The sequence below is a fragment of the Gardnerella sp. KA00771 genome (assembly GCF_049244045.1).
Taxonomy (GTDB): domain Bacteria; phylum Actinomycetota; class Actinomycetes; order Actinomycetales; family Bifidobacteriaceae; genus Bifidobacterium; species Bifidobacterium swidsinskii.
In genome coordinates, this window is record NZ_CP058368.1 from 939,033 (window position 1) to 961,295 (window position 22,263).

At 42.0% G+C, this 22,263-nt stretch carries 18 protein-coding genes, 1 tRNA gene and 1 pseudogene; 3 read left to right on the forward strand and 17 right to left on the reverse strand.

Annotation, left to right across the window (positions count from 1 at the left end; all coding sequences use genetic code 11):
* Positions 1-20 precede the first annotated feature (20 nt).
* From HXT57_RS04045 to HXT57_RS04065, 5 genes are all read right to left on the reverse strand, one after another.
* Positions 21-1,520 (reverse strand): hemolysin family protein, encoded by a 1,500-nt coding sequence (locus HXT57_RS04045; RefSeq protein WP_004108742.1) that lies wholly within the window; start codon positions 1,518-1,520, stop codon positions 21-23.
* Between the two features lie 20 nt (positions 1,521-1,540).
* Positions 1,541-2,107, reverse strand: coding sequence for an rRNA maturation RNase YbeY (gene ybeY / locus HXT57_RS04050; protein WP_004108739.1), 567 nt, complete (start codon positions 2,105-2,107; stop codon positions 1,541-1,543).
* 3 nt (positions 2,108-2,110) lie between these two features.
* Positions 2,111-3,304, reverse strand: a complete 1,194-nt coding sequence (locus tag HXT57_RS04055; RefSeq protein ID WP_076002904.1) for a PhoH family protein — start codon at positions 3,302-3,304, stop codon at positions 2,111-2,113.
* Between the two features lie 3 nt (positions 3,305-3,307).
* Positions 3,308-3,670 carry a histidine triad nucleotide-binding protein gene (locus HXT57_RS04060; RefSeq protein ID WP_004106318.1) on the reverse strand — a complete coding sequence of 121 codons (363 nt, stop codon included), beginning with the start codon at positions 3,668-3,670 and terminating at the stop codon, positions 3,308-3,310.
* 113 nt (positions 3,671-3,783) lie between these two features.
* Positions 3,784-4,581, reverse strand: a complete 798-nt coding sequence (locus HXT57_RS04065; RefSeq protein ID WP_116431657.1) for a 16S rRNA (uracil(1498)-N(3))-methyltransferase — start codon at positions 4,579-4,581, stop codon at positions 3,784-3,786.
* A gap of 93 nt (positions 4,582-4,674) precedes the next feature.
* Between HXT57_RS04065 and HXT57_RS04070 the strand changes: the two genes are divergently transcribed.
* Positions 4,675-5,751 (forward strand): succinate dehydrogenase/fumarate reductase iron-sulfur subunit, encoded by a 1,077-nt coding sequence (locus HXT57_RS04070; RefSeq protein ID WP_116431656.1) that lies wholly within the window; start codon positions 4,675-4,677, stop codon positions 5,749-5,751.
* 1 nt (position 5,752) lies between these two features.
* On the opposite strand, the gene HXT57_RS04075 is transcribed toward HXT57_RS04070, so the two are convergent.
* From HXT57_RS04075 to HXT57_RS04095, 5 genes and pseudogenes are all read right to left on the reverse strand, one after another.
* Positions 5,753-6,556 (reverse strand): TIGR00730 family Rossman fold protein, encoded by an 804-nt coding sequence (locus tag HXT57_RS04075; RefSeq protein WP_116431655.1) that lies wholly within the window; start codon positions 6,554-6,556, stop codon positions 5,753-5,755.
* A gap of 73 nt (positions 6,557-6,629) precedes the next feature.
* Positions 6,630-7,868: pseudogene (locus tag HXT57_RS04080) on the reverse strand (Na+/H+ antiporter NhaA); the annotation flags it as partial.
* 176 nt (positions 7,869-8,044) lie between these two features.
* Positions 8,045-8,118: transfer RNA gene (locus tag HXT57_RS04085), tRNA-Arg, on the reverse strand.
* A 153-nt stretch (positions 8,119-8,271) separates the two neighbouring features.
* Positions 8,272-8,946, reverse strand: a complete 675-nt coding sequence (locus HXT57_RS04090; protein WP_004108705.1) for an ATP-dependent Clp protease proteolytic subunit — start codon at positions 8,944-8,946, stop codon at positions 8,272-8,274.
* Positions 8,947-8,948: 2 nt separating this feature from the next.
* Complete coding sequence (locus tag HXT57_RS04095; RefSeq protein ID WP_004108703.1) at positions 8,949-9,560, reverse strand: ATP-dependent Clp protease proteolytic subunit; 612 nt, start codon at positions 9,558-9,560, stop codon at positions 8,949-8,951.
* Between the two features lie 214 nt (positions 9,561-9,774).
* Between HXT57_RS04095 and HXT57_RS04100 the strand changes: the two genes are divergently transcribed.
* Positions 9,775-10,668, forward strand: coding sequence for a hypothetical protein (locus HXT57_RS04100; protein WP_415693718.1), 894 nt, complete (start codon positions 9,775-9,777; stop codon positions 10,666-10,668).
* A gap of 129 nt (positions 10,669-10,797) precedes the next feature.
* Here the strand turns inward: HXT57_RS04100 and HXT57_RS04105 are convergent, their stop codons facing one another.
* The 7 genes from HXT57_RS04105 to HXT57_RS04135 all read right to left on the reverse strand — a co-directional run bounded on the left by HXT57_RS04105 (position 10,798) and on the right by HXT57_RS04135 (position 21,097).
* Positions 10,798-12,093, reverse strand: coding sequence for a chloride channel protein (locus tag HXT57_RS04105; protein ID WP_415697885.1), 1,296 nt, complete (start codon positions 12,091-12,093; stop codon positions 10,798-10,800).
* A gap of 257 nt (positions 12,094-12,350) precedes the next feature.
* Positions 12,351-13,700 carry a trigger factor gene (gene tig, locus HXT57_RS04110; RefSeq protein ID WP_012914242.1) on the reverse strand — a complete coding sequence of 450 codons (1,350 nt, stop codon included), beginning with the start codon at positions 13,698-13,700 and terminating at the stop codon, positions 12,351-12,353.
* Positions 13,701-13,753: 53 nt separating this feature from the next.
* Positions 13,754-15,184 (reverse strand): HRDC domain-containing protein, encoded by a 1,431-nt coding sequence (locus tag HXT57_RS04115; protein ID WP_004108696.1) that lies wholly within the window; start codon positions 15,182-15,184, stop codon positions 13,754-13,756.
* A gap of 191 nt (positions 15,185-15,375) precedes the next feature.
* Positions 15,376-15,756, reverse strand: a complete 381-nt coding sequence (locus HXT57_RS04120; protein WP_004108694.1) for a hypothetical protein — start codon at positions 15,754-15,756, stop codon at positions 15,376-15,378.
* Between the two features lie 143 nt (positions 15,757-15,899).
* Positions 15,900-16,781, reverse strand: coding sequence for a pyruvate formate-lyase-activating protein (gene pflA, locus HXT57_RS04125; protein ID WP_004108692.1), 882 nt, complete (start codon positions 16,779-16,781; stop codon positions 15,900-15,902).
* Between the two features lie 110 nt (positions 16,782-16,891).
* Entirely contained in the window at positions 16,892-19,267 is a 2,376-nt protein-coding gene (pflB, locus tag HXT57_RS04130) for a formate C-acetyltransferase (protein WP_004108690.1), read from the reverse strand.
* A gap of 117 nt (positions 19,268-19,384) precedes the next feature.
* Positions 19,385-21,097, reverse strand: a complete 1,713-nt coding sequence (locus HXT57_RS04135; protein ID WP_004108689.1) for an NAD+ synthase — start codon at positions 21,095-21,097, stop codon at positions 19,385-19,387.
* Between the two features lie 221 nt (positions 21,098-21,318).
* Here HXT57_RS04135 and HXT57_RS04140 point away from each other — a divergent pair, with 221 nt between their 5' ends.
* Positions 21,319-22,152 (forward strand): MetQ/NlpA family ABC transporter substrate-binding protein, encoded by an 834-nt coding sequence (locus HXT57_RS04140; RefSeq protein ID WP_004106340.1) that lies wholly within the window; start codon positions 21,319-21,321, stop codon positions 22,150-22,152.
* Positions 22,153-22,263 lie beyond the last annotated feature (111 nt).

Sequence of the window (22,263 nt, forward strand, 5' to 3'; positions counted from 1 at the left end):
TATTCTTACCGTCCAGTTCTTTATTTCAGCATATTCGTTTGTTTCATAGTACTAGCTTGCTTCAAAGCATTGGTTTGTTTGCTTTCAGCAGATTTTTCGGAAGAGCTAATGTCATTTTGATTATCCTTAGACTCTTCCAAAACTTGCGCATCTCGTTCTACTAAAATAGTAGATACTTTCTTTCGCCTACCAGCTGAATCTACAGCAGTTAATTTTAGTCCTCTTGTAATAGCACTGGAACCAACAATCGGCACATTACCAATCAACTTCGTAAGCAAACCAAACACAGTATCCACATCGTCTTCGTCAATATGAACTTCAAAAATATCTTCCAAATCTGCGATTGACGTTCGAGCAGGCATCTTCCACACGCCGTCACGTATTTCTTCCGGATCTGCATGCTGAGTGCGATCGTGCTCATCTTCCAACTCGCCAACAATTTGCTCAATAGCATCCTCAATAGTAACCAAACCAGCAATTCCACCATATTCGTCAACCACTACTGCCACATGCTGGCGAATTCGCTGCATTTCGTGGAATAAATCGTCAACCGGCTTCGACTCAGGAACAAGCATAGGGTCTCGGCTAATTGTTTCAACTGCTCTAGAAGATGCTGCAGGATTAAACACAGTAGCGCGTACAGCATCCTTCAAATAAGCAACACCTACTAAATCATCTACAGAATCTCCAATGACGGGAACTCGAGAAAATCCTGAGCGAGAGCATAATTTAAGGAAATTTTCCAGCGTTTCGTCGCTTTTTACGCAAATCATATCGGTTCTAGGTACCATTATTTCGCGAGTCAAAGTATCTGAAAGCGTGAGCACATTGCGCATCATTTCCGAAACTTCCGGATCGAAATCATTCGCTTCAACAAGTCGGTCAATACTAGCCTTTGCTTGATCCAGCTGAATATCTTCCAAAGCTTCATCATCTGACGGATCAACATGCTTTTTCCTAGAAGTGACGTCAACATCGCTAGCAATATGCACTAAAGGATTAATCGCAATAGCAATAGACACAATGCGAGAAAGCCGCATCAACTTTGCTACAGGTTGAGCCGCACCAACCGAACGTGGGCGAACAAGAATAGAAATCACAGCTACAACTACTGAAACAACAACACCAATAATAAGAGTTACCCATAGAGGCGAGCCGAAAAATGCAGCTAAAGAAGCAAACAAAACTCCATCTAAAACGTTACATAGCACACGCACAAAAGCGCATGCTCCAGAAGTTGTATAACGGTCAGCAATCAGTTTTTTTACACGATGGATTCTAGCAATTCGACGCATACGCACTATGGCACTAGTTTCATCATCATGCGTTTGCGCTTCAATCATAAGATTATTTAAGCTTGCACGAGTAACTCTAGGCACTGCACCTTCTGCAGCAGCCATCGCAAGCGAAAGCCATACAAGCAGCATTGCCAGCACAAGCAATGCGGCTAAACCAATCCAGACATGCAACGGCAATTGCGGAACTGATATGCTAGAAAATATTCGTTTAATATATTCCATAATTATGCTCTTAATGCGCTTTAATGCTGTTTTTTATTTTTATTTTTATTTTTGACGCTACTCGCTTCATGCTCAGCATCGTAACGCTCAAGCTCGTTTATTGCACCTTCCGGCAACGTAGCATCATACAATTCTCCAGATCGAGCAGCGAAAAAAGTAAGCATTAGTTGACGTTGCAAACCAAACATTTGCTTTTCTTCTTCCGGAGTAGTGTGATCATAGCCAAGCAAATGCAAAATACCGTGAATAGTTAGCAACAACATTTCTTCCATAGTACTGTGCCCAGCTGCGAGCGCCTGCTGTTGAGCAACCCACGGGCAAATCACCAAGTCTCCAAGCATTCCTTCAGAAACTTTTTCATCGCTTCCAGGAGTAAGCTCGTCCATTGGAAAACTCATAACATCCGTTGGGCCTTCTAGGTTCATCCAACGTTCATGCAAACAGGCAATTGGCTCTGGATCAACAAAAGTAATCGATAAATCCGAATGCGTACTTACTTTCATTTGTTGAAGAACCCACATTCCAAGATCTGAGAAGATTTTAGCGTCAATATTCCACACTGTTTCATTCATGACTTCAATGCTCATGATTTATCTGTTATTCCTCTCAGTAGATTCTTTAGTACGTTCACGTTTTTTATGTTCAAGCATTGCATCGTAATTTTCGTATGCTTCCACAATACGACCAACCAAAGCATGACGCACAACGTCTTCTGCTTGCAAATGCACAAAAGCAATATCTTTAACTTCGCCCAAAATCTTCTCAATAGAAACAAGACCAGAACGCACAACTGCTAAATCAACCTGCGTGCTATCTCCTGTAATCACCATGGTTGTATTAAAACCGAGTCGAGTCAGGAACATTTTTAATTGCTGAACAGTCGCATTTTGCGCTTCATCAAGAATAACAAAAGCATCGTTTAATGTGCGCCCTCGCATATAAGCAAGAGGAGCAACTTCAACAACATTCTCGTCAAGATAGCGTTTTAATTGTGCAGATCCAAGCATATCAGAAAGTGCATCATAGAGTGGACGCAAATATGGATCAACCTTATCGTTTAAAGTACCAGGCAAGAATCCTAAGTTTTCGCCAGCTTCAACAGCAGGACGAGTAAGAACAATTCTGCGGACTCTTCCATCTTCCAATGCACGAACAGCTTTAGCAACTGCTAAATACGTTTTTCCAGTGCCAGCAGGACCAATTCCAAACGTTACAATATTGCAATCCATTGCTTGCACGTACGCTGTTTGTCCAGCAGTTTTTGCGCGAACAGGATTTCCTCCAGCAAACGTAATCACGCCTTTACTCATTCGAGCTCTTCTGCTCATAGCACGGCGATGCGCTTCTTCGCTAGAAGGCAACAGCTCACTTGAATCTCTTGAAAACTCATTTTCAGCGCGCGAAACAGAATTACTAATTGCATACGACGAAGAAATAATACTATTCCCAAGCACTCCACCATCATGACCGATACGGTTTATACGCACATTGTGTTCATCGTTATGCAAAATATCACGCTCAAGCATGCGTCTTACTTCGTACGCATCCATAGGTTGCTCGTAAGCTGCATCAATCATGCGCCTAAACGCATACTCAGCTTTAGCTGCATCTTCATCTGCTCTAGCTGAACGAGCAACAATTTGAACATCTTTGCCTCGCACAGTAATATCTGCTTCTGGAAAAGCATGTTCTACTTCACGCAAACCAGCATCTGCAGCACCTAAAACTGCAACCGAGCTTAATTCGCTAGGAATTTGCACAAAACGCGTAGTACTTTTCGTCACGGTTTACAAGCTACCTTCTACAAGTTTTTCGCCAGTCAATACGTGAGCATGAACATGAAACACTGTTTGACCAGCATCAATACCAGTATTAAATACGAGTCGATAATCACCGTTGAATTCATCATCAGCAATTTTTTGCGCAACACCAGCAATATGAGCCAAAGTTTCAGGAGCCTTACTAGCAAGCTCAGCAACATTCTTATAGTGATTGCGCGGCACAATCAGCACATGCACTTTTGCTTGCGGATTAATATCTTTAAAAGCAACTACCGAATCGTCTTCATAAACTCTGCTGCTCGGTATTTCTCCAGCAACAATTTTACAAAAAATGCAATCAGCATCAGTATTGTAAGTGATATCACTCATGGTTTCTCCCCTATTTGCTACTAAATGAAATCAACGCCAAAAGCCAAAAAGCGATCGACATGCTTCTTACTATTTTACACAATTATGAGCACTTTTAGATACAATTTATGCGATTATTCGTAACGTCCTAAAGCGCGCGAAAGAAGAGAAAGAGCTACAGGACCTGCAGTAGATGCGCGAAGAATATTGCTACCTAAAACACAGCTTTTAGCACCAGCATCAATAAACATTGACACTTCGTCATCACTAATACCACCTTCTGGCCCAACTAAAACGTAAACAGTGCGCTCTTTACCATCCTCCAAACAGCGCTCGCTAAGAGTATTTACTGCTTGCTCTATTTGATTCCAGCAATCAGTTGCGTCTTGATGCAATACAATTACGAGATTTCCGTAAACGCACGCACGCCTACATATTGCAACTATTTGCTTGCTTGAAACACATTCTTGAAGTTCAGGCATCCATGCTCGGCGCGATTGCTCTGTAGCAGACTGTAAAACTTGGCTCCAACGCTTATCTGCGCGACCAGGTTTCCACTTTGCAATTGAACGATCCGCACACCAAGGGATTACTTCATCCACGCCAATTTGCGTAGCCATATCAATTGCTTGCTCATCGTGCCCTGTTTTTGCCAAAGCTTGAACAAGCGCAAGTCTAGTCGTTCGCGGAGCTTCCCTAGTAAACGCTTCTACACGAACTAAGCCGTTTTCTACATCCGTCACCTTTGCGTGAATGCGCAAGCCTTTGCCGTCAGAAAGTTGCAAAGCATCACCTTCTGATAACCGCATGGCGGATATAGCGTGACGTTTTACTTGAGATGGAAGCGCAATCGTCCACCCTTCTTCGATTCCTGCTGCAAGCACAGGAGCATTATCGTGATTAGTATCAAGCAAAAATAAAGCGTCAGTCATAGTTCAAGCCTAACGTGAGGATGCGCCAAGTACTAAAAATGTTTCTGTGCAAGTATTGTGGCAAACTAGAACAGTACGTATTGGAGGTTTGCAATGAGTAATGAGCTTGGTGATAACACTGCGCTTGTTACTTTGCGTATTTCACGCTTTACTCCATGTAATAAATCTGAGGATGATTCAAACAGTAAACAGACAGAGCGCAAGCGCAGAGAAAGTCCTTTTGCACGTAGAAAGCGCAGTAATCCTTTCGCAAAACTAGATTCTTCAGAAAATAACATAAATAATTCTTCAAAATCTAGTGAATCCAGTGAATCTTCCGAATCTTACGAATCTTCTCCAAAACGAATTCAAGGTAAGCATTGGGTTCAAGATTACAGTTTACGCGTTCATTCTACTGACACTATTCTTGACTGTTTACTAGCTATTAAACGCACAATCGACCCAACTTTAGCTTTCCGCTACTCATGCGGTCACGGCGTTTGCGGTTCTGACGCTGCAAACGTAAATGGCATGCCAACCTTACTATGCAGTGCAACTATTGGCGCAAACGCACGTCCTGAAAGCACAAATAGCGTGCAATCTCGAGGCTTTAGAAAAACTGGAACTACTAACAGCTCCTCACAGTCGGAAAAATCGCTAACTTTACAGCAAAAATCTAAAGAAACTACCACTTTGCAAAATGGCACTTTTGGTGTTATTGAGCTTGCTCCACTTTCAGGATTTGCAGTTCAGCGAGATCTTATTTGCGATATTTCGCCTATGATTTCGCAAATAAAACGCTTAGAACCTTATTTGCAAGCATCTAACGTTTCTACTAGAAATACTGAAGGGAAACTCCAGCTTATTGAGTTTTTGCAACACCCTGAGGAACTTAAAAAATTTGAGCTTTTGAGCAATTGCATTATGTGCGGTGCTTGCGAAGGAATTTGCCCAATTTATGCAGGCGGAGAAGCCTTTATTGGGCCTGCAGCATTGGTTAACGCGGCTCGTTTTATTTACGATTCCAGAGACAATGCAACAGAGCATCGCCTTGATCTAATAGACGGCAGTGACGGTATTAGCGCATGCCAGTCAGTTAGAGCATGTTCAAGACAATGCCCTCGCGGAATTGATATTGGCGAAGAAATTTGGCAGCTTACAACGCTTGTAAACGAACGCAAAAACTCTTAGATTATTCAATTCCAGATGCTATGCGCACCGCCTCTATTGGGTCGTCTGTAACAGCAAACAAGTGCGGATCGAGTGAAGAAATAAAACCTCGTTGAGTTACTGTAGACTTCAGCCAGTCAATCAAACCATTCCAGTACGAAGTACCAAAAAGAACAACAGGCACGCGCGCAACCTTATGCGTTTGCACTAAAGTCAAAGCTTCAAACATTTCATCCATTGTGCCAAAACCGCCAGGGCACACAATAATTCCAGAAGAATATTTCATAAACATTGTTTTGCGTACGAAAAAATACCGAAATTGCATGCCAAGATTAATCCATTTATTCAAACCCTGCTCATGAGGAAGCTCAATCCCCAATCCTACAGACGTACCACCAGCTTCTGCAGCCCCACGGTTTGCAGCTTCCATAATTCCAGGACCGCCACCTGTAATAACAGCAAAACCACGTATTGCAAGCTCTGAACCCATAGTACGAGCTAAAGAATACTCAGGATTATCTTCTTTTATTCGAGCAGAACCAAAAATACTAACAGCTTTACCTAACGATGCAAGCGCGTCAAAACCATCAACAAACTCAGCTTGAATACGAAGCGCACGCCACGGATCCGCACTACGCCAATCCCATCTTTTATCTACTTCTACACCAACTCCAGAAACAAGCTGCTGATTGTTATCGTTACGAAGAAGCGTTTCTGTAGTGCTCTCCTTAGGAATCATAGAACCGCGCATTACAACAGAACCACGATGATACGTGTTATTCCAAGGTGAAACATCTACTGAAAAATCCTCTTTACTATTAGACATAATTACTCCATTAGAAACTTACTTGCAAAGATGTTAAGAATAATAATTGAAATTAGTCTTCAACTTCATCTAATTCTTCTTCCATATGCTTTGATTGCATAGAAAGTAAGAATCCAGAAACTCCTGCAGCAATAATAGAAGCAACAAGAACGCCAAAACGTGCTTCAGCAGACAAATCTGCGTCAGAATACGCAAGAGAAGCAATAAGAAGAGAAACAGTGAAACCAATTCCACAGGCACATGCTGTAGGCATTAAGTCTACTACTCGAAGACCATCAGGAACTTTCAAGCCCAGAACACGCTTTGATATCCAAGCAGTTACCATAATTCCAACAGGTTTACCAACAACAAGAGCAATAGTGATAGCAATCAAAATTGGCGAGAAGAACAACTCCCAAGTCAATGTTTCAAAATGCACTCCTGTAGCAAAAAGAGCGAAAATTGGAAGAGCCAGCAGCGCAGAAACAGGCTGAATTTTTTCACGATAGCGTTCAGCACGAAGCGTTTGTTCACCATGAACTAAATGCGCCGGAGTTAGCAAACCCACCATTACTCCAGCTAAAGTTGGATGCACACCAGCTTCATACATCATAATCCATGCCATAATTCCTACTATTACAACCAACGGCCACGGAACACGCTTTAAACGCACTAAAGTAGTCCAAACCAAACCACAAGCAACTACTCCAGCAAACCAATACCATGCGTTAAGAGACGAGAAGAACACAGCAATAAGTGCTATTCCAAGCAAATCGTCTACTGTAGCAAGAGTCATAAGAAATGCGCGCAAAGCATGTGGCAAAGTTTTTGCAAATAAAGCAAGAACAGCAAGAGAGAAAGCTATATCCGTTGCCGTAGGTATTGCCCACCCGTCACGAACCATATCAAGCGAAGGTAAAGCGCCAGAAGTAAGACGCATAATCTCCTGCCCGGCATGCAATTCAGAAAATACAGTTACTGTAGCAACAAACAGTAAAGGAGGCACAATCATTCCACCAACAGCACAAATCATTGGCATTGCAGCTGCACGAGGATCAGAAAGCGAACCAGCAATAAGTTCGTGTTTTAAATCTAAACCAACTGACAGGAAGAAAATAGTAAGCACGCCGTCTTGCACCCAATGGCCAATTGACATATGTATATTCGTCCACGGAATGCCTACATGAGTATGCGATATAGCTTCAAATATTGGCGCTGTTAAAGGAATGTTTGCAAGCAATAAGCCAGTAAGAGCAAAACCAAGCATAATTAATCCAGAAATTCGCTCATTATTTGCAATATTGCAAGCTATTCTCCAACTGCGTCGTATCATATTGTAAATATTTCCTCCACTAAATGCATTTATAGCATTTATAGCGTTTATACGTTTATAACGTTTTATAGTGCAAAATATGTGATTCGCACTTTTAAGTATAACTGAGAGGCATAAACCGAGCGAGTTGCATACGAATTAAAAAAACGCGGAGCAAAAGCTTCACGTTTCATTTGTGCGCCAGACAGGATTCGAACCTGCAACCTTCTGATCCGTAGTCAGATGCTCTAATCCGTTGGGCTACTGGCGCATGTTTCCAGCCTCAAGAACCATGTCCTTGTTTCCGGCAACTTAACTAATATACAACTATCCGCACTAAAACACAAACCCCGGCGTGTCGACCAGGGTTTGTTGTTAAGAAATACAAATATTGATAAATATCCGCTAAGTTGTAAAGATTGAATTATGCTCTACGCTCAAGCACTTCGTCAACCATTCCATAAGCTTTGGCTTCTGAAGCAGTCAAAATAGTATCAACTTCAATATCTTTACGAATACGCTCAATATCTTGACCAGTATGTTTTGCAAGAGTTGATTCTAACCAAGAACGCAAACGCAACATTTCCTTAGCCTGAAGCTCAATTTCAGTAGCTTTACCAAAATCTTGGCCCATTGCAGGCTGATGAATAAGCACACGCGCATTTGGTAAAATCATGCGCTTACCAGCAGCTCCAGCAGCAAGAATAATAGCAGCAGCAGAAGCAGCCTGACCCAAGCAAACAGTTTGAACATCTGGATTAATGTACTGCATGGTGTCATAAATTGCAGTCATAGCAGTCATCGAACCACCAGGTGAATTAATGTACATCATCACATCGCGATCAGAATCCATGCTCTCTAAAACAAGCAACTGAGCCATAATGTCATCAGCAGAAGTGTCATCTACTTGCACACCCATGAAAATAATGCGATCTTCAAACAGCTTAGTGTAAGGATCCTGAGTTTTCATGCCGTATGGAGTTTGCTCGCCAAACTGAGGCAACACGTAACGATTAGTAATGCGCTGAGCAGAAGTAACACCGCCAAAACCAGCTAAACGCTCGGCACGCGCAACAAACTTTGCTTCTTCACTTGCCATAATTACTCCTCACCGCGCATAGAAGCAGGAGTGGTCACAATCTTATCTACGAAACCATACTCCAAAGCTTGCTGAGCTGTAAACCAGTGATCGTATTCATTATCTCGGTAAATTTCCTCTACCGTATGACCAGTCTGCTTTGCAGTCAATTCAGAAAGCGTTTTTTTCATATCCATAATAAGCTCTGCATTAATTCGTACATCTGTAGCAGTACCACCGACACCGCCAGAAGGTTGATGCATAAGCACACGCGCATGCGAGGTAATATAACGCTTACCAGGAGTGCCAGAACTAAGCAAGAACTGACCCATAGATGCAGCCATGCCAACAGCAATAGTCGCAACATCTGGCTCAATTAATTGCATAGTATCGTAAATTGCCATACCAGCAGTAATTGAACCTCCAGGCGAATTAATATACAGCCAAATATCCTTCTTAGGGTCTTCCGCAGCAAGCATTAACATTTGTGCGCAAATAACATTGGCATTCTCGTCTTTTACTTCAGATCCCAACCAAATAATGCGATCTTTTAGCAATCGATTAAAAATAGAATCAGTTGATGTAGACGCTTCAGCCTGTTCCATCACAGGAGAAGCTGTAAAAAGCTCAGTCACTATATCTCCTTGTTACCACGTAATTATTTCTACACTACCTTGTGCGCATGACCACATAGAAAATATTGCGAATATGATTTGAATTGAATGTTTTACACCAAATTTCTAGAATTTTATTCATATCAACAGATGTAATTTTTACTTATTATCCTACACTAGTATGCATTATTGAGTATATTTTTATCGGATTATCAATTCATTATAAGGAGTAATTATGGATTCTAACCAATTGCCAGATAACAACTACTCGCCTGCTCCGATGCCAAATAACGAGTATCCAAATAATGGTTACCAAAATAATACATACCCAAATAATGTAAATCCAAATAACGGATACCCAAACAATGGTTATGAAAACAATGAGTATCAAAACAACGTATACCCAAATAACGGATACCAGAACAACAATTACCCTAATAATGTAAATCTAAATAATGGTTACCCAAACAATGGTTATGAAAACAATGAGTATCAAAACAACGTATACCCAAATAACGGATACCAGAACAACAATTACCCTAATAATGTAAATCTAAATAATGGTTACCAACCAAACGTATATCAGAATAATCAACAACCAGTCAACAACTATCCTGCAAACGCTTATCCAAATGCAACAAATACAAGTGCTCATAAGTCAAAATACACTTGGCTTATTGTTGTCATAGTAGTAGCAATAGTTGCAGTAGGTGGCTACGTAATTTCAAAACCACATTACAATTCAACTAATCTTAAGCCACATTACAATTGCTCTGCACCTAAAAGCGCAAATATTGAAGAATACGTACATTGCCATTCAGAAGAAGCTAAAAAACTCACTAATGGATTTAATGATGCCACTAGCAGCTCACCATTCAACATAACGTTTGCCACTAAAGGTGATCAGCTCAATATAAATGCAAAGTTCAAAAAGCACCTATCTGATTTAGAAATTACAGCGTTAAAGACTGGAATGCAAACATACGGCGATAGCCTCTCGAACTTGATGCCACAATCAGCATCGGATGAAATGAAAGAAAAAATTATTGCACCAGTGCGCATACATTTCTCCTTCTCAAACGATGATGGAACTTTTATTGCAGATAAAGAATTCAGTTCTAATAATTAATTAAAAAATAACTAAAATAACCAACATAACTAAAAAAATATTTACTAATAACAAATGCGCCTTTGCTAATACTGAACTAGCATAGGCGCATTTATTTTGCATATATTGTATTTTCTATACTAAAAAAATTTAAACATTATTTGCGGCTAAAAATTTTGGTATCATCGTTATGCTTCTAGATACAGCACAAGAAACAACCATTGGAATAATCATAATCATAGGCAAATTCACTAATTGTGCTAGCAAAAAAAGCGCAAACCACAATGACTTTCGACTTGCAGTTAGCAGACTTGCAGCACCGAAAATAGCAGCTATTACCAATATTTTGGGCTGACTTGATAACATGCCACCAACAACTGGAATGTTCATACTTATAAAACCTATAATCAGCCCTACGCAAGCTCCAGACGACATACTCGGCTGAAGCACACCACCACTTGCGCCAGCTCGAAGAGTGCAACTTGTTAAAATTATTTTTGCAACAACCAGTAGAAGCAAAGTTACCAAAGAGTTTTTGTCAATTGCAATACTTGTTTTTGCAATGTTATATGCGTATTGCGCTAAAGCTCGACCATTGCCCATAATGGCTGGATTCCATGATGCAACTAATCCTGTTACTAAGCCCATTAATGGCAAAAAATATAAAATTTGGTAATTGCGAGCACACTTAGAGCGAGCCCAACGAATCATCTCATGGAAAAGAGTGCCAACAATACCACAAGGAATGCCAACTATAATTGCAAGCAGCAACACAGTCGTATTGACAATATGGATGTCATCAAGACTTGACAAACAATAGTAAGGCTCATACCCAAGCACAAAAATAGTAGTCAATGATGCAATTTCACTTATACATAACGCAATAGCAAAAATACTAAATTTTTGTATAAACCAATACCATTTCAAACGCTTTAAAGAAGATTTCGAGTCATGAGAAAAACGTGGAATTGCAACCAAACCTAGCGTCATAATCGCACCCGCTATTGGAGCGCGATAAACTCCAGCTAAACCAGCACCAGCAGCACTTGCAACCAAAACGCGAGCTTGAAATTCACTGACTCGGATAAAGCAGAGTAACTTCTGAGTAAGCATTGCAGCCAATTCTCGAGGCGCAACTTCCCTACCTAAACTTGCGCCAGAAGCAACTATAAAAATTTGTAAACATACATGGATAATCGTTGTATGCCATGGCATTGATTGACCACGAACAGCATGAGCTATATCGACAATACGATTAGAAGATTTTGTCCATAACCACATCCAAATAATTGCAGCAACAGATATGACAATTAATACAACAGCAACGTAGTGCAATACTGGCAATCCAACTGGCGAAGGTTTAAGAGCAGATTCTGAAAATCCGAACATTACATTTTGCACAGCATGTAGTAACAGAGTTAATAATATTGCACCAACCCCAGCCATAACTGCAACAAAAAAAGCAATAAGACTTAATCGTAAACATGTAAAAACATAGTTCAAACATTTACTAGGTTTTTTACTGCCTACTATTTGCAAATTGCGTTTTTCCATTAGCAGCAGCCTTCCTTATGTTATTTGTTTTTCATTTTATTTGTTTTTCACTTTCTTTAAAGTATAACAACAACACAAAAACCCAGAGCAAAAGCCCTGGGTTTTTAGCGAATATGAGAAAGTATAAACTTTTTCTTATTTGAAAAATACTACTTAGAAAGTTCGTCAGCAACTTCTGCAGCAGCAGAAGCAGCCTTCACGCTTTCGTCTTCGTCATCATCCTCAGACAAGAATGCACTCAAGTCAAGAGCTTCTCCGCCAGAAACGAACTTTACAGCACGCATACCAGCAAGCAAGCCCTTAGAGCGAGCAACTTCCTGCACAGCAGAACCAAGCTGACCGTTGTTAACGATTGCGTTAATGAACTGGTTTGGATCCATACCGTACTGCTGAGCAACAGAAACCAAGAAGTTGGTGACGTCAGCCTGGGAAACAGTCACATCCATCTGTTCAGCTAAAGCGTCAAGAACCATTTGGTCGCGAAGTTCCTTCTCAGCAGCCTGCTGCGCTTCGTCCTTCTGCTTCTTGGTAGCTTTTTCAGGATCAGGGGTCATGCCCTTCAAATGCTCTGAAACAGCCTTGTCCAAAACGCCCTTTGGCACAGGAATTTCAACTTCTTCTTGAAGCTTAACAAGGAATGCGTCACGGGCATTAGTTGCCTGACGACCTTCAGCAGCCTGCTCGCAAGCCTTGCGAATATCTGCCTTCAAATCCTTCAAAGTATCAAACTCAGAAGCTTCCTGAGCAAAATCATCATCAAGCTCTGGCAATTCCTGAGTCTTTACGGAATTAACCTTAACCTTGATCTGAGCCTTCTCGCCCTTATGCTTGCCGGACTCGAGAGTACCTTCAAAGGTGGTTTCTTCGCCGGCAGAAAGGCTATCCAAAGCCTCATCCAAACCGTCAAGCAACACACCGGAACCGATTTCGTAGCTTACGCCCTCTTGTGCATCAACTACTTCGTCATCGATACGAGCTTCCAAATCAATGTTAGTGTAATCACCCTTAGCTGCAGGACGGTCAACACCAACCAAAGTAGCAAAACGCTGACGGAGACTTTCCAAGCGCTCCTTGACATCCTTGTCGGAAACCTTTGGCTTCTCAACTTCAATCTCAACGCCCTTGAACTTGTTCAACTTGAAATCTGGACGACGCTCAACTGTTGCTACAAACTTAAGACTTGCATCTGCATCAGTCGACGTTGGAACTTCCTGAACGTCAAATTCTGGCTGATCCATTGGGCGAATCTTCTTTTCTTCCAAAGCCTTGGAATAAAGCTCTGGTACAGCGGAATTTACGGCTTCGCCGGCAACAGCTGCGAAACCGACGCGCTGATCTACAATCTTGCCTGGCACATGTCCCTTACGGAAACCTGGCACGTTAATTTGCTTAGCAATCTCCTTACGAGCTTCTTCCAAGAATGGCTTGAAGTCTTCGAGATCTGCGGTAATGGTGAGCTTAACTTTAGTTGGCTCAAGATTCCTGACGCTGATTTTCACGCTTGCGCTCCTGAAATTACGTTTTTTCTAGCTTCTGCCGTATGGCACAACCGTTACATGATAGCGCGAGTTACGGACTCAGCTACCAATCGGGTTTGCCATTCGCGAGCACCATGCTCACTTAAGAATGTTTTAACATCAATATCTTGCGCATCATCATGCCAGCAAAGATTACGAATAATCTGTGGTTTGATAATAATTTCTGCAGGAGTATGAGTGTATTCAGAAATTTGATTTAACTCAGCTTTTACTCTTTGTAAACGCTCGTAACGCTTAGGGTGATGTTCTCGCCAATATTTCATAGATCTAGGAGCGCTTTGGGAATCTTGCATATCCTGCAAGTACTGCGAATCCGATAAATCATGGCAATCCTGACAATCATTAGAACCTTGCGACTCGTCAGTATCTGTTGACTTAAGTACGTTCGTTTTACGAGATTCGCGCGAATTAAGTTGAATAGCTCCATTCGGTAATACTGGATGCACATCATCCATAGCCGTTTCACCAGATTTAGCGCGCAAAATAGCATTCTCTATAACGTTTTTCCAAATAGATGGTTTAACTTTGCGCTGAATTGGAGCGTAACGCTCGAACATTTTGTCTTGCTCACTGCCAGTGTGCATTCGCACTCGCTCATTCAAAGAACGAATAGCACGAAACGCACGCGCATTACTAGGTTTACGCTTACCAGCTTCAATAATCGCAGCGTCAGAAAGTAGCAGAGTTGGCGCAATATCATATTCACGCGCTAAAGCATCTCGCTTTTGCCACAATGCTTTCGCAATAACTAAACCAACACGATCGTGCATAAGTACGCTAATATGCGATATTTTAAGCCATGGACGTGGATGCGGAGCTTTCTTTTGTGCACCCTTACTAAGTAAGTGTTTAAATTCTTCTTCCGCCCAAGAAAGTTTACCTTGCTTTTTAAGTTCGACGCGCATTACTTCTTCTAGCTCAATAAGTAATTCAACATCTAAAGCTGCGTAATTTCGCCAATCTCTAGGAAGTGGGCGGTAAGACCAATCTGCTGCAGAATGTTCTTTTGCAAGAGTAAGACCCAAATAATATTCAGTTACAGAGCTTAAACCGAAGCGCTTTCTACCAAGTAATTTAGCCGCTATCTCAGTATCAAATAAAGCACGCGGGCGCAAACCAATATCGAAAAATCCTGGCAAATCTTGCATCGAATCGTGAATAATCCAAGGCACATCCCCTACTGCCTTGTTAAATTCGTTCCAATCAGCTCCAAGTTTTGTAAGTTCTATAGGATCTAATAATCCAATTCCTGCACCCTTGCGTTTGAACTGAATCAACCAATCTTCATGACTGTAGCGAAAACCGGAAGCTCGCTCAGCGTCTGCAGCTAAAGGACCGGAGCCTGCCGCCAACAAGCTGCAATAATCTTTATATGCTTCAAGCGTATCAATGACTTCTGGAACTCCTTCTCTAGGCTCTTTTAAAAGCTTTGGTCCCTCGTTCAAGTACGCCTCCCGATTGCATGCTTTACCCAAATTCTTACGCTTTTGCAACTTATTCTGTACTTTTTGCAAAATATCCGTAAAAAATATTTAAGCCGTGTTATAGATTATGCATCTTTTAACACGGCTTCAACTTTCGCACACAACTACGACTATTCAAAAATAAAAAATCAAATAAATAATCAATTAAATAATCAATCTGTTTTATTGTTTGCTACTTCGTCATTTATGCGCTTAACAAGCCTAGTTTTAAGGAATCTAGTAAGAGTAAATGCGACTACCGAAGCTAAAACTGTTGGAACAACGTAGCCAGCATGTAAACCTAAATCCGAAAAGTTGACTATTGGAAAAGTGACAAGTTCTGTAACAACAGCTATAACAATAGATATTATTGGCACTTCAATAAGAAGTTTCTTATCGAAAGATGCAACAATGTTTATTGGCAATAAAATTATTGGCAAAATAACGAAAATAGTAAGCGCTGTAGCAAAACCAAACTGATCGTTACACCGCACAAAAACAGCTAACGCTAATGTAAAAGCTAATGCAATCCAACAACCTATTCTGCGCTTCATTGCGTATCCTTTCTCTAAAAAAGAGTATTTGTATAATTATACAAAAATCCTTCAAAAAACAATACGATACGCAAAGATTGCCTAAATTACAGTTACATTTTTGACACAATTTAAATGCAGTCTAAATGCAATCTAAACGCAGTCTAGTACACAACAAAACCGTGGTCTTTGAACTGGTTTACAACTCGCTCTTTAAGCGCCCTAGAAGGCCCTTTTTGATTCTCAAGAGGGTACGGAATTCGAAGCTCATGCCACTTTGGACGTCCTAGTTGATGGAATCCAAGCACGTCAATATGCTCAACAGCATCACCAAACGAATCGCAAATCTCGGCAACTTTTTCAACGTTTTCTTCGCTGGAAGTCAAACCTGGAACAAGCACAAAACGCACCCAAATCTTCTTACCAGCCTTCGCCAAGCGCTGACCAAAATCAATAGTTGGCTGTAGCAAGCCGCCGGTTACTTTTTTATACGTTTCTTCAGTTCCTGATTTAACGTCAAGCAAGCAAAGATCAATGTCGTCAATCATTTCATCTGTATAATTGCGATTCAAAAAGCCCGAAGTATCTAAGCAAGTATGAACGCCCATCTCTTTTGCAGCGCGAAATACTCTAGATACAAAAGCTGGCTGCATCATGGACTCGCCGCCAGAAAATGTGATTCCTCCACCTGTTGCTTTAAAAAGACTTTGATAGCGGTCAACTTTTTTAATCATTGCATCCAAATAGACTGGCTTGCCGTCACGCATTTTCCAAGTATCAGGATTTTGGCAATACTGGCAACGAAGTGGGCAACCGCTCATAAACACCGTCATACGAGTTCCAGGACCATCAACAGAAGTATTGATATCCCACGAATGCACAAATCCAATATCGCCAGTTTTAAGAGCAACTAAGCGATCTTTACGATCCAGCCCAATTGGCGACTCAAATCCAGAAAGTCCACCCATTAAAGTTTGGCGAGCATACTCTTTTGACTCCTTCAACATATGCTGAGTTGTGGTACGAAACGCTGTGTTTTCAGCCATCTAACTGCCCTCCAAACTATTTATAAATAAATAATAAATAATATACGCAATTAACAAAAGCCGGGAGCGAAACTAGCCTCGCTCCCGGCGGTGTTTACTAATCAACCAAATCAGTCAGTAACTGAACCCTGGTGGAATGTACGAGAAATAACGTCGAGCTGCTGCTCCTTAGTGAGCTTTACAAAGTTCACTGCGTAGCCGGAAACTCGAACCGTCAAATGCGGATACTTTTCTGGGTGCTCAACAGCATCTTCAAGCTGTTCCTTACGCAACACGTTGATGTTTGCGTGGTACAAGCCGTGACCGTTGCCAGCATCCAAAATGCCAACCAAGTTGCTAATGCGCTCGTCTTCGTCACGACCCAAACCGTCAGGAGTAATAGTGTTCGTAAGCGAAATGCCGTCGAGAGCATCATCGTAATCAATCTTTCCAACGGAGAACATTGAAGGAAGCATACCGTGCGAATCCATGCCGTTTTCTGGGTTTGCGCCTGGAGCGTACGGAGTGCCCTTCTTGTGACCGGATGGGAAGGAACCAGTGTTCTTGCCATACTCAACGTTAGAAGTAATAGTCAAGATGGACTGAGTTGGAACAGCATTACGGTACACAGGCAAACGCTTTACCTGACCCATAACAGTGCTTACAACCCACTTTGCTAAGTCGTCTGCACGATCGTCGTCGTTACCGTAAACTGGGAACTCGCCAACAGTCTTGTAGCCAACGATTAAGTCGTCGTCGCCGCCCTCGATGTACTCGTACTCGTGGCCTTCAGTGGTCTTAGCATCCTTGTTGTAGATTGGGTAAACCTTTGCATACTTCAAAGCAGCCAAGGAATCTGCAGCAATAGACAAGCCGGACATGCCGCAACCAAGCGTACGGTAGACTTCCCTATCATGCAAAGCCATTTCGATGGACTCGTAAGCGTACTTATCGTGCATGTAGTGGATGATATTCAAAGCCTCAATATAAGTCTCGGAAAGCCATTCCAAAGCCTTCTCGTAGTTAGCCTTAACCTTCTCGTAGTCGAGAGTGCCGTCAGCTTCTGGCTTGATTGGGTCAATAACACCCTTATCGATAACTTGCATGCCGGTCATTTCATCGCGGCCGCCGTTAATAGCGTAAAGCAAAGCTTTTGCAGAGTTCACGCGAGCTGCGAAGAACTGCATTTGCTTACCGACGCGCATTGGAGAAACGCAGCAAGCAATAGCAGCGTCGTCACCCCAGTGCTCACGAATGTCTTTATCGGACTCGTACTGGATTGCAGAAGTGTCGATAGAAATTCGTGCGCAGAAACGCTTATAAGCTTCTGGAAGCTTTGGATCCCAGAAAATAGTGATATTTGGCTCAGGACCAGGTCCCAAATGCTCAAGAGTCAAAGTGTTGAGCAAACGGAACGAAGTCTTGGTTACGAAAGTGCGGCCATCCTCGCTGAAGCCTGCATCGGACCAAGTTGCCCAGTAAGGATCACCAGAGAAGATTGCGTCGTAATCCTTAGTACGCAAGAAGCGCACAATACGAAGCTTCATAACAAGAGCGTCAATAATTTCCTGAGCGTCGGTTTCGTTAATTAAACCTGCCTTCAAATCGCGCTCAAAGTAGCAATCGAAGAATGCGGAAACGCGACCGAAGCTCATTGCAGCGCCATCCTGGCTCTTAACAGAAGCAAGATAGCCCATGTAAGTCCACTGAACAGCTTCCTTAGCGGTCTTAGCTGGACGAGTCAAATCCAAACCGTACTCGTTACCCAAGTTAATAAGCTGCTTCAAAGCCTTAATCTGCTCGTCATGCTCTTCGCGGAAGCGAATCCAATGCTCAATTTCGGTCTCGGTAAAATCGTTACGGTATGGAATCGAATCCTTGTCGCGCTTCTTAAACTCAATAAGCATGTTCACGCCGTAAAGAGCAACACGACGATAATCGCCAATAATACGACCGCGGCCGTAAGCATCTGGCAAACCGGTCAAAATCTTGTTGTGGCGAGCAATCTTAATATTCTTGGTGTAAACGCCAAACACGCCATCGTTATGAGTCTTACGGTAGACGGTGAAAATCTTCTTGATTTGAGGATCTACTTCCTTGCCAGCTTCTTTAATAGCTTGCTCAACCATGCGCCAACCGCCGTTTGGCATCATAGCGCGCTTGCAAGGCTCATCAGTTTGCAAACCGACGATTACGTTATCTACTTCTGGGCTTTCAATGTAGCCTGCTGGCATTGCGTCAATACCTGCTGGGATATGAGTTTCAACATCATAAACACGACGCTCACGTTCAACAGCTAAGTAGTTGTCGTCGAGATACTTCCACATGTGCTTCGTTTTTTCAGTGGCATTTGCCAAGAAACTTTCGTCACCTTCATATGGCGTATAGTTCTTTATTATAAAGTCGCGTACGTCAATGTCTTTCTTCCAATTGCCGTCAGTAAAACCATTCCACGCTTCGGTACGAAGATCCTCTTCACTGAGAACTGGCGCATCAACTGATGTCATGTTTAGACTCCTTTTGTACCCGCAACGCATCTTCACGCTGCCTTAATAACAATGTTAGAGCATAAGTAAACGCATACACGAGTAGTTTTGCAAAAAATCTAGTGAAATATATCACATTTATTCACGAAAAGCTGTGGTAACAGGCATTCTGCGATCCCTGCCAAAAGCAATAGCACTTACTTTTGGTCCAAGCGGATACTGCCTGCGCTTCCATTCTGCGCGATCAACTAAACGCATAACCGTGTCAACAGTATGCTCGTCAAAACCATCTTCAAGCAAATCCGCTCTACCATGAGCAAGCTCAATATGAGCCTCTAAAACACGATCAAGCAAATCGTACTCAGGTAAAGAATCAGAATCCTTTTGCCCTGGACGCAACTCTGCACTCGGAGGCTTAATAATAGAATTAACCGGAATAAGCACACCATCTTGCGGAGCTTTCGCTTTCGTAACTTCTGTTTGCTCAGAATCCTCATATCCAACAATTGGCAGCATACCAATGCCTACTCCAGCATTCGCAGCGCGATTCCTCCAACGAGAAAGTGCCCAAACGCGCGTCTTAAACAAATCCTTAATAGGAGCATACCCTCCTACCGCATCGCCATAGATAGTAGAATATCCGCAAGCAAGCTCCGATTTATTACCAGTTGCGAGCGCCAAAACACCGCGCGAATTCGAGTAAGCCATTACGATTACGCCACGAACGCGAGCTTGCAAGTTTTCTGCTGCAACACCTTCTAATGAAAGTTGCGATTGGAAAGCTTTAAAAAGCGGTTCAATTGGTTGCACATCATAGTGAGCGCCAATTCGCTCTGCTAAATCGCGCGCATCGTCTTTAGAACCGTCCGAAGAGTACATGCTTGGCATAGAAATGCCATACACATTTGCTCCACCGCAAGCATCGGCAGCCATAGTAGCTACTAAAGCAGAATCAATTCCTCCAGAAAGTCCTAAGCACACACCCTTAAAACCATTCTTACGCATGTAATCTCTAAGACCTACAACACACGCACAATACACTTCTTCGTCTGCGTCAAGTTTTGGAGCAATGCTTGAAACTTTCTGCTTTTTCAGCGAGTTATCAAAATCAACAAACGACAAATCTTCATCAAACATTGCCGAGCGTTCAAGTAAAGTTCCGTCAGCATCAACAACAAAACTTCCACCGTCAAAAACCAAATCATCTTGGCCGCCGACTTGGTTCACATATACGACTGGCGCATTGACTTCAACAGCGCGCTTTTGAGCCAAACTCAAGCGCACATGAGTTTTACCTTCCTCATATGGAGAACCGTTCATAGTTATTAGCGCATCGATACCAAGTTTTGCCAAACGCGCAACAGGACCGCCGTCTTGCCAAATATCTTCGCAAATAGCAAAACCTAGACGCATTCCATCTACTTCCAGCAGCTCACACTTATTGCCAGAAGAGAAAATACGAAACTCGTCAAAAACACCATAATTTGGCAAGAAATGCTTGTCGTATTGCAACACAGATTTACCTTCATGCAATACGAGAAGCCTGTTTCGAGGCTTTCCAGCAGACTCGTCAAAGCCAACAGTTCCAACTACTACGTAAAGCTCCCCCAAGCCTTCTTCCGCAAGTTTTGTTGCAAGCAAGTCTGCAGCTTTTTGTGCAGTTGTGCGGAACGTGGCACGCAAGGCGAGGTCTTCAATAGGATACCCAGTCAAAGTCATCTCAGGAAACACAACCATGCGAGCACCCGACTGCTTTGCGCGCGCAGCATACTTCAAAACTTTTTCAACGTTGCTATCAATGTTCCCAACGCAGGTATCTATCTGCGCTAACGCCAATCGCAAAAAACTCATACATTACAGTCTAGTAGATAGCTTCATTGCAAGTAAGCGACGTGTTGAAAAACTTATTTTTTCTCTTTCCACACTGCAAGTATGCGAATTATTAACACGTCATAAATAATACTAATAAGCAAAGTGTAGAATTATTGATTTTTCTCGCCTATATTGATAATTCGTTACTCGCGAAGGGGATTTAACTTTAAACAAATTTCACCGAACAAGGAGCAGGAAATATGCGAAAAATTAAAGTTATTGCATCAATTACAGCACTGGCAGCATTAGCGACTTTCACTTTAAGTGGCTGCGGTAGCTCAAAAGCAGGCGCAAAGGATGACAAGACCATTACTGTTGCAGCTTCACCTACCCCGCATTCTGAAATCTTAAATAAAGTTGTAAAGCCAATCTTGCAAAAAGAAGGCTACAAGCTAGTAGTAAAGGAATTTACTGACTACGTGCAGCCAAATACAGCTACTGAAGAAGGCGAAGTTGACGCAAACTACTATCAGCATTTGCCTTATCTTGACAACTTTAATAAGGAAAAGGGAACTCACCTTGTTTCAGTAGGTGGAATTCATTTTGAACCATTTGGATTGTATCCAGGAAAAACCAAGACGATTAAAGCATTAGCAAACGGAGCAACTGTTGCAGTTCCAAATGATCCTACTAATGAGGCTCGCGCATTGCTTCTTTTGCAAGATGCCGGATTGATTAAGTTGAAGAATCCAAAGGATATTAACGCTACTACAAAAGATATTACTGAGAATCCTAAGAATTTGAAGTTTAAAGAACTTGAAGCGGCAACAGTTCCTACTGCCATTAAGGATGTGGATCTTGCTGCCATGAACGGCAATTACGCTATTCAAGCTGGTTTTAACCCAACTAAAGACCCACTTACTTCAGAAAAAGTTGGAGGCATTGCGGCTAAAACTTATGAAAATATTATTGTAGTAAAGAAGGGCTCTGAAAAGTTTGCAAAAATCAAAGCCTTACTCAAAGCTTTGAAGACAAGCGAAGTGCGCGACTATATTACTAAAACTTACAAAGGCGCTGTGCTCCCTGTTTTCTAAAAAATACTCACAATGTAGCCACCTAATGCCGCATGTGTATGCTTCGTGTATGCTTTGCGGCATTATTTTATAAGCGTGTAATATACGTAATGTGCGTGCTAGTTAATAATC

Bases quoted from the DNA above. Each gene is read 5' to 3' on its own strand.
- HXT57_RS04045 (WP_004108742.1), bottom strand. From the start codon at position 1,520: ATGGAATATATTAAACGAATATTTTCTAGCATATCAGTTCCGCAATTG.
- ybeY (WP_004108739.1), bottom strand. From the start codon at position 2,107: ATGAGCATTGAAGTCATGAATGAAACAGTGTGGAATATTGACGCTAAA.
- HXT57_RS04060 (WP_004106318.1), bottom strand. From the start codon at position 3,670: ATGAGTGATATCACTTACAATACTGATGCTGATTGCATTTTTTGTAAA.
- HXT57_RS04065 (WP_116431657.1), bottom strand. From the start codon at position 4,581: ATGACTGACGCTTTATTTTTGCTTGATACTAATCACGATAATGCTCCT.
- HXT57_RS04070 (WP_116431656.1), top strand. From the start codon at position 4,675: ATGAGTAATGAGCTTGGTGATAACACTGCGCTTGTTACTTTGCGTATT.
- HXT57_RS04075 (WP_116431655.1), bottom strand. From the start codon at position 6,556: ATGTCTAATAGTAAAGAGGATTTTTCAGTAGATGTTTCACCTTGGAAT.
- HXT57_RS04090 (WP_004108705.1), bottom strand. From the start codon at position 8,946: ATGGCAAGTGAAGAAGCAAAGTTTGTTGCGCGTGCCGAGCGTTTAGCT.
- HXT57_RS04100 (WP_415693718.1), top strand. From the start codon at position 9,775: ATGGATTCTAACCAATTGCCAGATAACAACTACTCGCCTGCTCCGATG.
- HXT57_RS04105 (WP_415697885.1), bottom strand. From the start codon at position 12,093: ATGGCTGGGGTTGGTGCAATATTATTAACTCTGTTACTACATGCTGTG.
- HXT57_RS04120 (WP_004108694.1), bottom strand. From the start codon at position 15,756: ATGAAGCGCAGAATAGGTTGTTGGATTGCATTAGCTTTTACATTAGCG.
- pflA (WP_004108692.1), bottom strand. From the start codon at position 16,781: ATGGCTGAAAACACAGCGTTTCGTACCACAACTCAGCATATGTTGAAG.
- pflB (WP_004108690.1), bottom strand. From the start codon at position 19,267: ATGACATCAGTTGATGCGCCAGTTCTCAGTGAAGAGGATCTTCGTACC.
- HXT57_RS04135 (WP_004108689.1), bottom strand. From the start codon at position 21,097: ATGAGTTTTTTGCGATTGGCGTTAGCGCAGATAGATACCTGCGTTGGG.
- HXT57_RS04140 (WP_004106340.1), top strand. From the start codon at position 21,319: ATGCGAAAAATTAAAGTTATTGCATCAATTACAGCACTGGCAGCATTA.